10 protein-coding genes are annotated in these 14,070 nt (G+C 73.0%); 3 read left to right on the top strand and 7 right to left on the bottom strand.

The window, feature by feature from the left end:
• Positions 1–80: 80 nt before the first annotated feature.
• Together katG and ACFVYX_RS14805 are read left to right on the top strand one after the other, a co-directional pair.
• Positions 81–2,270, top strand: a complete 2,190-nt coding sequence (gene katG, locus ACFVYX_RS14800) for a catalase/peroxidase HPI (RefSeq protein ID WP_389681729.1) — start codon at positions 81–83, stop codon at positions 2,268–2,270.
• Between the two features lie 171 nt (positions 2,271–2,441).
• Positions 2,442–4,727 carry a SpoIIE family protein phosphatase gene (locus tag ACFVYX_RS14805; protein ID WP_389681730.1) on the top strand — a complete coding sequence of 762 codons (2,286 nt, stop codon included), beginning with the start codon at positions 2,442–2,444 and terminating at the stop codon, positions 4,725–4,727.
• A gap of 84 nt (positions 4,728–4,811) precedes the next feature.
• Here the strand turns inward: ACFVYX_RS14805 and ACFVYX_RS14810 are convergent, their stop codons facing one another.
• From ACFVYX_RS14810 to ACFVYX_RS14835, 6 genes are all read right to left on the bottom strand, one after another.
• Entirely contained in the window at positions 4,812–7,784 is a 2,973-nt protein-coding gene (locus ACFVYX_RS14810; RefSeq protein ID WP_389681731.1) for a HAMP domain-containing protein, read from the bottom strand.
• A 161-nt stretch (positions 7,785–7,945) separates the two neighbouring features.
• Positions 7,946–8,446, bottom strand: coding sequence for an STAS domain-containing protein (locus tag ACFVYX_RS14815; protein WP_389681732.1), 501 nt, complete (start codon positions 8,444–8,446; stop codon positions 7,946–7,948).
• A gap of 87 nt (positions 8,447–8,533) precedes the next feature.
• Positions 8,534–9,121 carry an SRPBCC family protein gene (locus tag ACFVYX_RS14820; protein ID WP_389681733.1) on the bottom strand — a complete coding sequence of 196 codons (588 nt, stop codon included), beginning with the start codon at positions 9,119–9,121 and terminating at the stop codon, positions 8,534–8,536.
• Positions 9,122–9,211: 90 nt separating this feature from the next.
• On the bottom strand, positions 9,212–9,559 hold the full coding sequence (locus ACFVYX_RS14825) for a DUF3040 domain-containing protein (RefSeq protein WP_389681734.1): 348 nt from the start codon (positions 9,557–9,559) through the stop codon (positions 9,212–9,214).
• Between the two features lie 114 nt (positions 9,560–9,673).
• Positions 9,674–11,470, bottom strand: a complete 1,797-nt coding sequence (locus tag ACFVYX_RS14830; RefSeq protein ID WP_389681735.1) for a thiamine pyrophosphate-requiring protein — start codon at positions 11,468–11,470, stop codon at positions 9,674–9,676.
• A 191-nt stretch (positions 11,471–11,661) separates the two neighbouring features.
• Positions 11,662–12,318 (bottom strand): UdgX family uracil-DNA binding protein, encoded by a 657-nt coding sequence (locus ACFVYX_RS14835; RefSeq protein ID WP_389681736.1) that lies wholly within the window; start codon positions 12,316–12,318, stop codon positions 11,662–11,664.
• Positions 12,319–12,492: 174 nt separating this feature from the next.
• On the opposite strand from ACFVYX_RS14835, the gene ACFVYX_RS14840 reads away from it, so the two are divergent.
• Positions 12,493–13,506, top strand: coding sequence for a DNA topoisomerase IB (locus tag ACFVYX_RS14840; RefSeq protein ID WP_389681737.1), 1,014 nt, complete (start codon positions 12,493–12,495; stop codon positions 13,504–13,506).
• 24 nt (positions 13,507–13,530) lie between these two features.
• Here the strand turns inward: ACFVYX_RS14840 and ACFVYX_RS14845 are convergent, their stop codons facing one another.
• Positions 13,531–13,743 carry a hypothetical protein gene (locus ACFVYX_RS14845; protein ID WP_389681738.1) on the bottom strand — a complete coding sequence of 71 codons (213 nt, stop codon included), beginning with the start codon at positions 13,741–13,743 and terminating at the stop codon, positions 13,531–13,533.
• Between the last annotated feature and the right edge of the window lie 327 nt (positions 13,744–14,070).

Here is a 14,070-nt window from a genome sequence, read left to right on the forward strand (position 1 = left end):
CCTCCGTCCTACGCATAAAAGCGACCGTCAGGAGCAGGCGGCCGGCAGACGGAAACACCGCGACAGGAAGAAGGACGGACGTGTCCGGCAGCGAAAGCGAGAACCCGGCAATCCCCTCCCCGGCCCCCGCGCCGACCCGCCCCAGGACGAACAGGGACTGGTGGCCGGAGCAGCTCGACCTCCAGGTGCTCCACCAGAATTCACCCCAGTCCGATCCCATGGGCCCGGACTTCGACTACGCGAAGGAATTCGCGACCCTGGACGTCGACGCGCTGAAGCGGGACGTCTTCGAGGTGATGACGGCGTCGCAGGACTGGTGGCCCGCCGACTACGGCCACTACGGACCGCTCTTCATCCGGATGAGCTGGCACGCGGCGGGGACGTACCGCATCGAGGACGGCCGGGGCGGCGGCGGCTCCGGCGCCCAGCGTTTCGCTCCGCTCAACAGCTGGCCGGACAACGCGAGTCTCGACAAGGCCCGCCGGCTGCTCTGGCCGGTCAAGCAGAAGTACGGCCGGAAGATCTCCTGGGCCGATCTCCTGGTCTTCGCCGGGAACTGCGCCATGGAGTCCATGGGGTTCAAGACGTTCGGTTTCGGTTTCGGCCGTGAGGACATCTGGGAGCCCGAGGAGGTCTTCTGGGGGCCGGAGGACACCTGGCTCGGAGACGAGCGGTACAGCGGCGACCGGGAGCTCACCGGTCCTTTCGGGGCCGTGCAGATGGGACTGATCTACGTCAATCCCGAGGGTCCGAACGGGAATCCGGATCCGATCGCGGCCGCCCGGGACATTCGCGAGACGTTCGGGCGGATGGCGATGAACGACGAGGAGACGGCCGCTCTCATCATCGGCGGCCACACGTTCGGCAAGTGTCACGGCGCGGTCGATCCCAGCTGCGTCGGTCCGGAGCCCGAGGCCGCCCCCATCGAGCAGCAGGGCATCGGCTGGCGGAACACGTGCGGCAGCGGCACCGGCGCCCAGGCCCTCACCAGCGGCCTCGAGGGCGCGTGGACCACCGAGCCGACGAAGTGGGACAACGGCTATCTGGACAACCTGTTCCGGTACGACTGGGAGCTGACGACGAGCCCGGCCGGCGCGAAGCAGTGGACGCCCACGGATCCCTCGGCCCGGGACACGGTGCCCGACGCCCACGATCCGTCGAAGCGGCACGCGCCCATGATGCTGACGACGGACCTCTCGCTGAAGCTCGACCCCGTCTACGGTCCGATCGCGAAGAGCTTCCACGAGAACCCGGACAGGCTCGCGGAGGCCTTCGCCAAGGCCTGGTACAAGCTGCTCCACCGTGACATGGGACCCGTCTCGCGGTACCTCGGCCCGTGGATCCCCGAGCCGCAGCTGTGGCAGGACCCGGTTCCCGCCGTCGATCACGCGCTGGTCGGGGACGCGGACATCGCCGACCTGAAGGGCCGGATCCTCGCCTCCGGGCCGACCCTCCCCCAGCTGGTCACCACCGCGTGGGCGTCGGCGGCGAGCTTCCGCGGCACCGACAAGCGCGGCGGGGCCAACGGGGCGCGGATCCGCCTCGCGCCGCAGCGGGACTGGGAGACGAACGACCTGCCGGAGGTGGCGGGAACGGTGGAGGCCCTGGACCGGATCCGGCAGGACTTCAACGGTTCCAGGACCGACGGCGTGAAGGTGTCGCTCGCCGATCTGATCGTCCTCGGCGGCTGCGCGGCCGTCGAACAGGCCGCGCGGAACGCCGGGTACGACATCACGGTCCCGTTCTCGCCGGGGCGTACCGACGCCACGCAGGAGCAGACCGACGTGGAGTCGTTCGCCGTGCTCGAACCCAGGGCGGACGGGTTCCGCAACTACCTCCGGGCGGGAGAGAAGCTGTCGCCGGAGACGCTCCTCCTCGACCGGGCGAATCTGCTGACGCTGACGGCGCCCGAGATGACGGTCCTGGTCGGCGGCATGCGGGCGATGGACGCCGGCTTCCGGGGTTCCCGGCACGGTGTGTTCACGGAGCGGCCGGGGGCGTTGACCACGGACTTCTTCGTGAACCTGCTGGACATGGGAACGGAGTGGAAGCCGTCGACGGCCACCGAGAACGTGTTCGAGGGCCGGGACCGTGCCACGGGTGAGGTCAGGTGGACGGCCACCGCCGTCGACCTCGTCTTCGGCTCGCACTCCCAGCTCCGGGCCCTGGCGGAGGTCTACGCGTCCCAGGACGCGGGTGAGAAGTTCGTGCGCGACTTCGTGGCCGCGTGGGACAAGGTGATGAACCTCGACCGGTTCGACCTGTCCTGAGCCGGTGATCCCGGCGGGCCGCCGGCCACCCGGTGTCCGGCCCGCCGGGGTCTCGCCTTCGTCCCGGCCGCGCGGAGGGTGAGCCCGGGTAGAATTCGTAGGCGTACGCGTAAATTCTCCAGATCTGTAACCTTCTCCAGCTGTCTGTGCGAGGGCGGAGCGGAGGTCGCCTTGACGGGTGCCGAGGGTTCCTCGGAGGGGTCCGCCCGCGCGGCGGTGGCCGGGCTCCTCGTGGAGAACCGGCTCCTGCGGGAGGCAGCGGCGCGCCGTCATCTGATCGATCTCGCCACGGGGATGCTCGCCGTCCAGCTGGGGCAGTCGACGACCGAGGCGGCCGACCACCTGGAGGAGACCGCCCGGGCGACGGGGACGTCGCCCGAGGACCTCGCGGCCGACGTCGTGAACGCCGTCGCCTCGCCCGGGGACCCGCGCGCCGACCCCGGCCCGGCCTCGCCGCTCCCCGCCCGCCGGCTCCGCCGCGCGGCCGCCGCCGCGGAGACGGCGGACAGTGTCGGCGAGGCGGCCCGCACGCTCCTGGACGACGGCCTCGCCCTGCTCGGCGCGGACAGCCTGTGGCTGTGGCGGTGCGCGGAGGCCGGGTACCTGCGGCTCGCCGGGTGCGCCGGGGTCTCCGCCACGGAGGCCGCGGCCTGGTGGGGGATCCCCCCGTTGGCCCCCGAGCCCATGCGGACCGCCCTGGTCGAGGGCACGCCCGTCTGGCTGGGTGACGGGCCGGCCGACGCCGCCGCGCTGCCGGGGGCCTCGGCGGGCGCGGCCCGCGTGCTCGTGCCGCTGCGCCGACGGGGCGCCACCGTCGGCCTGGCGCTGGCCGGCTGGCCGGAGCCGATGGAGTTCGACACCAGGACACGGCGGGCCGTCACCGGCCTGATGACCGTGGCGAGCACGGTCCTCGACCGCCCCGACTCCCCCGAGCCCGGTTCCCCGCTGCTCGTGGACGTCCTCGACGCCCTGACCCACCCGGCGGTGCTCCTGCGCACCCCCGGCACGACCGGCGCGCCGACGGTGGAGCACGCCAACGAGGAGGCCGTCGCCGCGCTGGGCGGCCCGCTGCCCTCCGACGACCGGTCGCTGACCCGCGTCTTCCCGCTGGCGCACCGGGAGCTCATCCGCCTGGAAGGGCGGGCCCGCCGTTCCAGGCGTCCCCAGCACGCGGCCCGGCTTCCCGTGACGGCCGGCGCAGGGCCGGAAGAGGGTCCCTCGCCGCTCCTCGACGTACGGGTCCTGCCCGCGGGCGAGGAGTTGGCCGTCGTGCTCTGGCACACCTCCGGCGACCCCGGGCTCGCGGTGCGCCGCGCCGTCGCGAGGCTCCAGACGGTCGGCACGTTCCAGGACAGCCTGGACGGCGGCGAGACGGTGTGGTCCGAGCAGGCCTACGGCATCTTCGGGATGTCCCGGCAAGAACCGCCGGTGCCGCTCCTGGCGCTCCGGGGGCGGATCCACGCGGACGACGGCGGTGCGCTGACCGAACTGCTCAGGACGCTGACGGAACGCGGGGCGGGCGCGCAGACCGTGCTCCGGGCGGTGCTCCCCGACGGTTCGGTGCGCCATGTCCGGGTGGTGGCGGAGCCGCTTCTCGACGGCGAGACGGTCACCGGGTGTGTGGGGGTCTACCAGGACGTGTCGGCGAGCCGGCGCACCGAGCTCGCTCTGACGGCGACCTTCGACCACCTCACCGCCGTCCGCGACCAGGCGGACGTCCGTCATCAGCTGGCCCTCCAGCTCCAGCGGGCGATCGTGCCCGAGGTGCCCGCCCTCCAGGAGCTGCCGGGTGGCCTCGTGGTGACGTCCCGGTACCGCCCGGCGGCGGAGGAGTACCAGGTGGGCGGAGACTGGTACGACGTCCTGCCGCTGCCGAGCGGCAAGGTCCTGGTGGCGGTCGGTGACATCGCCGGGCACGGGATCGATTCCGTGACCGGCATGGTGGCCCTGCGCAACGCGCAGCGGGCGCTCGCCTTCACCGGCCGGGGGCCCGGGCAACTGATGAGCTGGCTCAACGAGGTGACACTGCGGACGGGCGGCGGGAGCACGGCGACGGCGGTGTGCGCGCTGTACGACCCCGCGGACGGGGAACTCGTCTGGTCGAGCGCGGGGCATCTGCCGCTGCTGCTGCTCAGGGGCGGCCGGGCGACGCTGCTCGACCCCCCGCAGGACATCCTGCTGGGGGCGACACCTTCGTCGCGGTACCAGGAGCGCCGTACCGCGCTGCGGCCCGGGGACACCCTGCTGCTGTACACGGACGGCCTGGTGGAGCGGCGCCACGACGGCCTGGGCTCCGGTCTCGGCCGGCTGGTCGCGGCGGCCGAGGAGCTCGCCGCCGTGCCGGACCTGGAGCAGCTGGTGGACGGCCTGCTCGGCATGGTGACGGGGGACACCGACGACGACACCAGTGTCGTGGCGGTGCGGCTGCGGGAGCCGGGCTCCGTACACGGGTCCTGAGCAGCGCCACACGGGTCCTGAGCAGCGCCGGCGGTCCCTCACCCCGGACCGCCGGCGCACCTCGCCTCGGACCGGTCGGTCGCCTCACCTGGCCGGTTTCGTCAGGCGGCGCCGGATCTTGACCAGGAGCTCCGCCTGGTCGACCGGTTTGGCGAGGTAGTCGTCGGCGCCTGCCTCCAGGGCGCCGGCCCGGTCGCCCGGCATCGCCTTCGCCGTGACGACGATGATCGGGAGGTCGGCGCGGCCGGGGAGCCTCCGGATCTCCTCGATGGCGCGGTAGCCGTCGGTCCCGGCCATCATGACGTCCATCAGCACGAGCCGGATCTCCCCGTGCGCGGCCACCAGCGCGATGCCGCTCTCGCCTCCGTCGGCGGTCAGGACGCGCAGTCCCTGAGCCTCCAGGACCTCGGTGAGCGCGTACACGTTCCGTGTGTCGTCGTCGACGACGAGGACGGTGCTCCCGGTCCATTCCGGGACGCCGGCGCCCCAGGGCGTGCTCGCGGGGCCGCCCTCGCGGTCCTCCTGGTCCTCCGCCGCCTCGGCGGTGGCCGGTTCGCGGGCGCCCGCGCGCTCCGGGAGGTGGAAGGTGAAGGTGCTGCCCCGGCCGGGCACGCTCTCGACCGCGATGGTGCCGCCGAGGAGCCTGGCGACCTCGCGGCTGATGGAGAGGCCGAGGCCGGTGCCGCCGTACTGGCGGGCGGTGGTGCCGTCGCCCTGCTGGAAGGCGTCGAAGATGTGACGGAGGCGGTCGGCGGGAATGCCGACGCCGGTGTCGGTGACCCGGAAGGCGAGGACGGGCCGGCCGTCGCGCAGGGCGGCCGGGGCCTCGTCGGGCGGGATGTGCTCGACGGTCAGTTCGACGCTGCCCCTGTCGGTGAACTTCAGCGCGTTGGAGAGCAGGTTGCGCAGTACCTGGCGGAGCCGTCCCTCGTCGGTGGTGAGATGTCCGGGGACGTCGGGTGCCACGGTCACGGAGAAGTCGAGCCCCCGTTCGTCGGCGACCGGGCCGAAGGTGGACTCCAGGTACTCCAGGAGCTGGGACATGGCGAACGGCTCGTGCCGGACCTCCATCTTGCCCGCCTCGACCTTGGACAGGTCCAGGATGTCGTCGATCAGCTGGAGCAGGTCGGATCCCGCCGAGTGGATGACCTCGGCGTAGTCGACCTGCTTCTGCGTCAGGTTGCCGTCGGGGTTCTGGGTGAGCAGCCGGGCCAGGATGAGCAGGCTGTTGAGCGGGGTGCGCAGCTCGTGGCTCATGTTGGCCAGAAACTCGGACTTGTACATGGAGGTGCGCGAGAGCTGCTGGGCCCGGGTCTCCAGCTCCTGCCGGGCCTGCTCGATGACCCGGTTCTTCGACTCGATGTCCTTGTTGCGGTCGGCGAGCAGCGCGGCCTTCTCCTGCAGTTCGGCGTTGGAGCGCTGGAGTTCCCGCTGGCGGGCCTGCAACTCCTCGGTGCGGGAGCGGAGTTCGTCGGCGAGGGTGCGTGACTGGCCGAGCAGGGCGTCGGTGCGCAGGTTGGCGACGAGCGAGTTGAGGACGGCGCCGGCGCTGTCCACGAACCGGTCGAGGAAGTCGCGGCGCAGGCCCGTGAAGGGGTGCAGGGAGGCGAGTTCCACGGCCGCGAGGACCTGGTCCTCGACGACGATCGGGAGCACGATCAGGGCGCGGGGTTCGGCGGAGCCCACGCCGGAGGAGATCGTGACGTATCCCGGCGGGACCGGGTCCACGACGAGGGGGCGCCTGCCGCGGGCGGCCTGCCCGACGAGTCCCTCGCCGGGACGGAAGCGGCGCGGTTCGCCGTCGTCCCCCGCGTCGGGCAGCCCGTACGAGGCCGCCATGACCAGGCCGGGCCCGCGTTCGTCCTCCTCGACGACGAAGAAGGCGCCGTACTGGGCGGAGACCAGCGGGGGCACCTCGGCCATGGCCAGTTCGGCCATCTCGGTCAGACTGCGCGTCCCCTGGAGGAGTCCGGTGATCCGGGCGAGGTTGGTCTGCAGCCAGTCCTGTTCCTGGTTGGCCTGGGTCGTGGCGCGCAGGGACTCGACCATGGCGTTGATGTTGTCGCGGAGCTCGCCGACCTCGCCGGGGGCGTCGACGGTGATGGAGCGGGTCAGGTCGCCCTCGGCGACGGCGCTGGTGACCTCGGCGATGGCCCGGACCTGGCGGGTGAGGTTCCCGGCGAGTTCGTTGACGTTCTCGGTGAGGCGCATCCAGGTGCCGGAGACCCCTTCGACCTCCGCCTGCCCGCCGAGTTTCCCTTCCGTGCCCACTTCGCGGGCGACGCGGGTCACCTCGGCGGCGAAGGACGACAGCTGGTCGACCATGGTGTTGATGGTGGTCTTGAGCTCCAGGATCTCGCCGCGCGCCGAGACGTCGATGCGGGTGGTCAGGTCGCCCTGGGCGACGGCGGTGGTGACCTGGGCGATGTTGCGCACCTGGTTGGTGAGGTTGTCGGCCATGGAGTTGACGTTATCGGTGAGGTCCTTCCAGGTGCCGGAGACTCCCCCCACGGTGGCCTGGCCGCCGAGTTTGCCCTCGGTGCCGACCTCACGGGCCACCCGGGTGACCTCCTCGGCGAAGGAGGAGAGCCGGTCGACCATCGTGTTGATGGTCTCCTTCAGCTCGAGGACCTCGCCGCGGGCGTCGACCCGGATCTTCTGGGTGAGGTCGCCGCGTGCGACGGCGGTGGCGACCTGGGCGATGGAGCGCACCTGCGAGGTGAGGTTGTCGGCCATCGTGTTGACGCCGGTGGTGACCTCCTGCCACACACCACGGGCCCGCGCCTCCCGCACCCGGCTGCCGAGCAGGCCCTGTCCGCCGACCTCTCCCGCGACGCGGGTGACTTCCGAGGTGAGCAGGGAGAGCCGGTCGACCATGTCGTTGTAGACGCCCGCGATCTCCCCGAGGACGCCGTCGGAGCCCTCGGAGAGGCGTATGGAGAGCTCGCCGTCCCGTACGGCCGTGAGGCCGGCGAGCAGGCGCTGAAGGCCGTCGTCGCCGCCGTCGCCGTCCGCACCGGGCCGGGCACGCGGCTTCTCGCCGCTGGGATGCACCACTCTGCGCTCCACCATGAAGGACCTCGCGTAGGGGGCTGTCCACGCCAGGGGCGGGAGACCGGGATGGGCGTCCGCTCCCGGTGGTCGCCCCACCCCTCCACTTTAGGACCGGGGCCGTGGCCGTGCCCGGGCGGAGCCTGCCGGGCCGGGAGGCCCGGGGCTCAGACCGCGTCCCGCAGCGCCTCGTCGGCGTCCCCGTACACCCGGAAGACCTGCCGGGCCCCCGTGATCTCGAACATGCGGTCCACCGAGGCGCGCAGTCCGGCGAGGTCGAGCCGTCCTCCGGCGTCCAGCATCCTCAGGCGCGCCTTGAGGAGCAGGTTGAGCCCGGTCGAGTCGCAGAACCGCAGTCCGGCGCAGTCGACGACGACCCGCCGGGCCCTGTCGTGCTCCTCCAAGGCGTCGCGCAGGGGGGCGGCCGACCCGTAGTCGAGCTCCCCCTGCACGAGGAGCACCACGGCTCCGGCGGGGGCGCCGGGCCGGGCCTCGACGGTCAGGGGCCCCGCCGGGTCGGCGCCGGTCGCACCGGCGGATGTTCCGAGGGTCGCCGTCCCGGCCCGTTCCCCGCCGACGCCGTCCCTCCTGAGGGGTTTCGCTCTCCTGTGTTCTGTTCTGACGTGTTCCGTTCCGACGTGTACGTCCGCACGATGGTCATCCTGCATGGATCGTGAACCTCCTCCCGTCGCCGTAGCGACCGGGCACGGACCCCGTGGGGGTCCCTCGCGGCCGGCGCCGACCGGCTCCCGCGTCTACAGGTGCCCCGGGTCCACGGGCATCGGGCGGGCCGGAGGACCGGGCGGTTCGCCGGGCGGTGGCGTGGGCGGGGCGGCGGACGATCCCGGGGCGGTTCCGGCGGCGTCCCGCCTCTCCGTGCCCTCCTCCGCGTCGGCGGGCCGCAGCCGGCCGCGCCACGCGCCGGTCGCCCTGTCGCGGTCCTCGATGAACTCCTTGAAGCGGAGCAGGTCGCTTCCGACGCGGCTGTCGACCATGCCCACGGCCGCCGCCGCCTTCTCGGCGACGCCCTCCGGTTCGAAGTCCATCGCCAGGGTCACCTCGGTACGTGAGTCGTCGACGCGCTCGAAGGTCACGACGCCCTTCTGGCGTACGTCTCCGCCGACGGTGCGCCAGGCGATCCGCTCGTCGGGAAGCTGGTCGACGATCTCGGTGTCGAACTCGCGGGTCACCCCGGCGACCCGTGTCCGCCAGTGGCAGTGCCGGTCGTCGACCTGCCGGACCTCTTCCACGCCGTCCATGAAGCGGGGGAACTCCTCGAACTGTGTCCACTGGTCGTAGACCTCGCGCAGTGGGGCGTCCACCCTGATCGTGTCGTGCACCATCGCGGTCATCTCCCTGGGTCGGTGGAGTACCGGGACGGCTGCGCGGCTACCCGCCCGGGACCCCTCGTAACCCCCCGCAGCGGAGGCCCGTCAGCGCTCGGGGTCTTGTGGTGGCGCGGTCCTGCGCCTGGACCAGCGGACGACCAGGCGGCGCAGCAGGACGACCAGGGTCACCACCCAGGCGGCCGCGAAGGCCCAGATCATGAGCGGGGCCTCGGTGGCGACGGCCAGGACGAGCAGGCTCAAGGTCACGGCGCCGAGGGCGCAGAGGCCGAGGACGGTCGGTCCTCGGCGCGCGCCGAGGGCCGGGCGCGGGAACGGTCGCCGCCCGCCGCGCGTCGGGCGCAGCCGACGGGCCAGCCGCTCGTCCTGGTCCAGCCGCTCCTCGATCTCCGCCAGGATGCGTCGCTCTCGTTCCGAGAGCCGGGCCTCGTCCATCGCCGACACCTCCCGCCGTTCCGGCCGACGTCCTGTTCTGCCGCTGCCCAGGCAGACCCGGCTGAACCGCTCCCCGGTGGTCCGGCCGCAAGCCGCTCCGGCCGGACACGGTCCTCAGCGTTCGCCGCGGCCGCGCGGCAGCAGCTCCTGCGCCTTCGCCTTGAGTCCCTGGACGACGACGTGGCCGCGGCCCCGGTCGTGCGCCAGGGAGCCCAGCGTCGCTTCCATCTGCTCCCAGGTGGCGTGCGGCGGGATGGGCGGCACGGCGGGGTCGGTACGGAAGTCGAGGACCGACGGCCCGTCCGCCGCCAGGGCCTCCCGCCAGGCGTCCTCGACGCGGTCCGGGTCGGTGACGCGGATGCCGGTCATCCCGAGCGAGCGGGCGAAGTCGGCGTACGGCACGTCGGGCAGGGACTGCGAGGCCTCGAAGGGAGCCGTTCCCCCGAGGGCCCGCAGCTCCCAACTGACCTGGTTCAGGTCCCCGTTGTTCCACACGGCCACGACGAGTCGGGGGTCGGTCCACTCCGCGGCGTACTTGGCGACGGTGATCAGCTCGGCCATGCCGTTCATCTGCATGGCTCCGTCGCCCACCAGGGCGATGGCGGGGCGGTCGGGGTGGGCGAACTTGGCGCCGATCGCGTAGGGGACTCCGCAGCCCATGGTGGCGAGGGTGCCGGAGAGGGAGCCGCGCATCGCGCCCCGCATGGTGAGGTGGCGGGCGTACCAGGTGGCCATGGAACCGGAGTCCGAGGTGATCATCGCGTCGTCGGGCAGCAGCGGGTCGAGGGCCGCCGCCACGAGTTCGGGATTGACCGGATCCGCCGCGACGCGGGCCCTGCGCTCCATGACGGTCTTCCAGCGGCGCACCCCGTCGGCCACGGTCTCCTGCCAGTCGCGGTCCTCCTTGCGGGTGAGCAGCGGAAGGAGCCGTCGCAGGGTGGTCGCGGCGTCGCCGACCAGGTTCACGTCGTAGGGGTAGCGCAGCCCGACCATGTGCGGATCGATGTCGATCTGGACGGCCCGCGCCTGCCCGTACGGGGGCAGGAACTCGGAGTACGGGAAGTTGGAGCCGACGGTCAGCAGGGTGTCGCAGTCCCGCATCATCTCGTACGAGGGGCGGGTGCCGAGGAGACCGATCGAGCCCGTCACGTACGGCAGTTCGTCGCTCAGCGCGTCCTTTCCGAGCAGCGCCTTCGCGACGCCGGCGCCGAGGACTCCGGCCACCTCCTCGACCTCGCGGGCGGCGCCCGCGGCTCCCTGTCCGATGAGCATGGCGACGCGTTCGCCCTCGTCGAGGAGGGCGGCGGCGCGGGCGAGGGAGCCGTCGTCGGGCACCGGAGCCCAGCCGCTCACGTCCAGGCTGGAGGGGACCATCTTGTGGTCGTGGCCGGGGGCGGAGTACGGGAGGTCCTGGACGTCCGCCGGAATGATCAGGGCGGTGGGGGCGCGGCGCGCGTACGCGGTGCGCACGGCCCGGTCGAGCACGTTCGGCAGCTGCTCGGGGACCGTGACGGTCTCCAGATAAGCGCTCGCCACGTCCTTGAACAGGGTGTGGAGGTCGACCTCCTGCTGGTAGGAGCCGCCCATGGCGCTGCGGGCCGTCTGGCCGACGATGGCCACGACGGGGACGTGATCGAGTTTGGCGTCGTACAGGCCATTGAGGAGGTGGATGGCGCCGGGGCCCGAGGTCGCCACGCAGACGCCGACGTGTCCGGAGAACTTGGCCTGGCCGACGGCCTCGAAGGCGGCCATCTCCTCGTGCCGCGCCTGGATGAACCTGGGTTCGTCCCCGGCCCGTGACCAGGCAGCGAGGAGCCCGTTGATGCCGTCTCCCGGGTAGCCGAACACATGACTGACGCCCCAGGCGCGGAGCCGGTCGAGCAGGTGGTCGCCGACCGTCGCCTTGGTCATGACGAGTCGCCTCCGTTCGTTTCGCGGGCTCCGCCCGTTCGGTCGGGTTCGTTCCCGGAGCGGCTGCCGTTCCGTCGGGTTCGTTCCCGGAGCGGCTGCCCGGGGGTCCCTCGCGGAAACGTGGGGGTACGGCGGTCGGGGGAACCCTCAGGGGGAGAGGGCGGTCCCTCACGGGAACGGAACGGGGGGGGTCAGAGCAGCCCGGCCGCGGTCCTGAGGTCCGCGACCAGGCCCTCGTACGCGGCCTTCCGGTCCGGAGCGCGGAGCACGGACGAGGGGTGCACGGTCGCGAGCACCCGCGCTCCGTCCTCCGAGCCGGGCAGAGGCCGCGGCACTCCACGGTCGGTGCCGACACGGAAGGAGGGACCGAGCAGCGACCGGCCCGCGGTGGCGCCGAGGACAATGACCAACTCGGGCGCCACGAGGCGGAGTTCCGCCGTCAGCCAGGGTCGGCAGGCGAGGGTCTCGCGCAGGGTGGGCGCCTTGTGGATACGGCGCTTCCGGGTCTCGTCACGGGTGAACTTGAAGTGCTTGACCGCGTTGGTCACGTACAGGCCCTCCTCGTCGATGCCCGCCTCGCGCAGGGCCTTGGAGAGCAGGCGGCCCGCCGGCCCCACGAAGGGGACGCCCTCGCGGTCCTCCTGGTCGCCCGGCTGCTCGCCGACCAGCATCACGCGCGCGTCCGTGCCGCCCGCCCCGAAGACGGTCCCGGTCGCGTCCTGGTAGAGGGGGCAGCCGCGGCAGTCGGCGGCGGCCCGCCGGTGCGCCGGGAGACCGCCGCGGCGCGGCAGGAAGGGCGTCGCGTCGTACGCCTCGGGGGCGGGCCCGCTGTCGCCGCTGCCTGACATGCTGTGCCTCCCCGGCGGGTGGTGGTCGGCTTCCCCCTCAGGTCTCCGGCGGCTGCCCCGCTGGCGGTGCGCGCAACCATGGCGGGCAGGCCGGTTGTCCGCCTTCCCCCTCGTCCACGCCCCGCCGCCCCTCCCCCTCGCGTGATCCCACCGGATCCGGGGCACACGGAAGGCGTGCGACTGAGGACGAGCGATGCGAGCCGGCCGGGGTGGCGACGTGTCCGCCACGGACGGGGATTCCGCTACCTCGACGCCCAGAACCGGCCGCTCCCGGCTGCCGACCGGGCACGCGTGCGGGCCCTGGCGATCCCGCCGGCCTGGCGTGACGTGTGGATCTGCCCATGGCCCAACGGACACGTGCAGGCCGTCGGCACGGACGACGCGGGCCGCAGGCAGTACCTGTACCACGAGGAGTTCCGGGCCCGTCAGGAGCGCGCCAAGCACGAGCACGTGCACGAGGTCGCCGCGGCGCTGCCCCGGCTCCGCAAGGCCGTCGAACACGACCTCGCGCGCCGCGGACTGTGCGAGGAGCGCGTCCTCGCCTGCGCGGCCCGCCTGCTCGACCTGGGTTTCTTCCGCGTCGGCGGAGACCGCTACCGGCGCGGCAACGGCTCGTACGGCCTCACGACGCTCCGACGGGACCAGGTCCACTGCTCCGGCGGCCGGGTCGTCTTCGACTACCCGGGCAAGTCCGGCAAGCAGGTGACCGCCGACCTGGCCGACAGATCCGTCCACCGGGTGGTGCAGGCGCTCCTGCGGCGCGGCGACGACAGCCCGTGGCTCTTCGCGTACTGGCAGGGTGGGGCATGGCACCAGGTGCACGCCGAGGCCCTCAACACCTACCTGCGGAACCGGTCCGGCGCCGACATCAGCGCCAAGGACTTCCGCACCTGGCACGCGACCGTCCTCGCCGCCGTCGCGCTCGCGGTGTCCGAGGAGGCCGGGGCCGAGTCGGTGACGGCGCGCCGGAAGGCGGTGCGGCGGGCCGTGCGCGAGGTGAGCGAGTACCTGGGCAACACCCCGGCCGTCTGCCGCGGCTCGTACATCGCGCCTCGCGTCATCGAGCGGTACGGCGAGGGAGTCACCGTGGCCCCGGTGCTCGAACGGCTCGGCGAGCACGGGGTGTTCGGCCATCCGGCGACCCAGGGCGCCGTCGAACGCGCTGTGCTCGACCTTCTGGACGAGTGACGGCGACTGACCGGGGCGGTCCACTCAGCGGGAGCTGCCCGCGCCGACGTCGACGCGGAACCCGCCGCGCGGCCGTCCTCGCCCGGTCGGTGAGCCGCGCCCCATCGCCGCACGCCACTCCTCCCCCACCAGCTCGGCGAGGGCCCGGACGGCGCCGGGATCGGTCGGCGCGTCCACGAAGAGGCGTTTCCGCACGTGGTGTGCGGCGCCGTCCAGGGTGTGGACGGCGCCGCACACCAAGAGGGTGTCGAGGAGGGGCCCGGCAGGGCGCCCTCGCGGTGGACGTGCCGCTCGTCGTAGAAGAAGTCCACGTCCTGGGGTCCGGCCAGGATCCGTACCGGCCGGCCGAGGAGCCGCGTCCGCACGGGGCCCGTCGTGGCGCCGCCGCAGGTCCGGGAGCCAGGTGTGGCCCTTCAGGAGAGGGCGGCGGTGCTGTCGGGGACCAGGCGGTGGGGGACGCCGCTGGGACTCATCGTCGATCGCCTGCCGTCACTCGCGGGATGGCGTCCGGGGCGTCTGCCCGACTGCGTCCCGGGAACTCGCGCGATATGTCCGAGTACACCC

The sequence above is a fragment of the Streptomyces sp. NPDC058326 genome (assembly GCF_042879855.1).
Classification (GTDB): domain Bacteria; phylum Actinomycetota; class Actinomycetes; order Streptomycetales; family Streptomycetaceae; genus Streptomyces.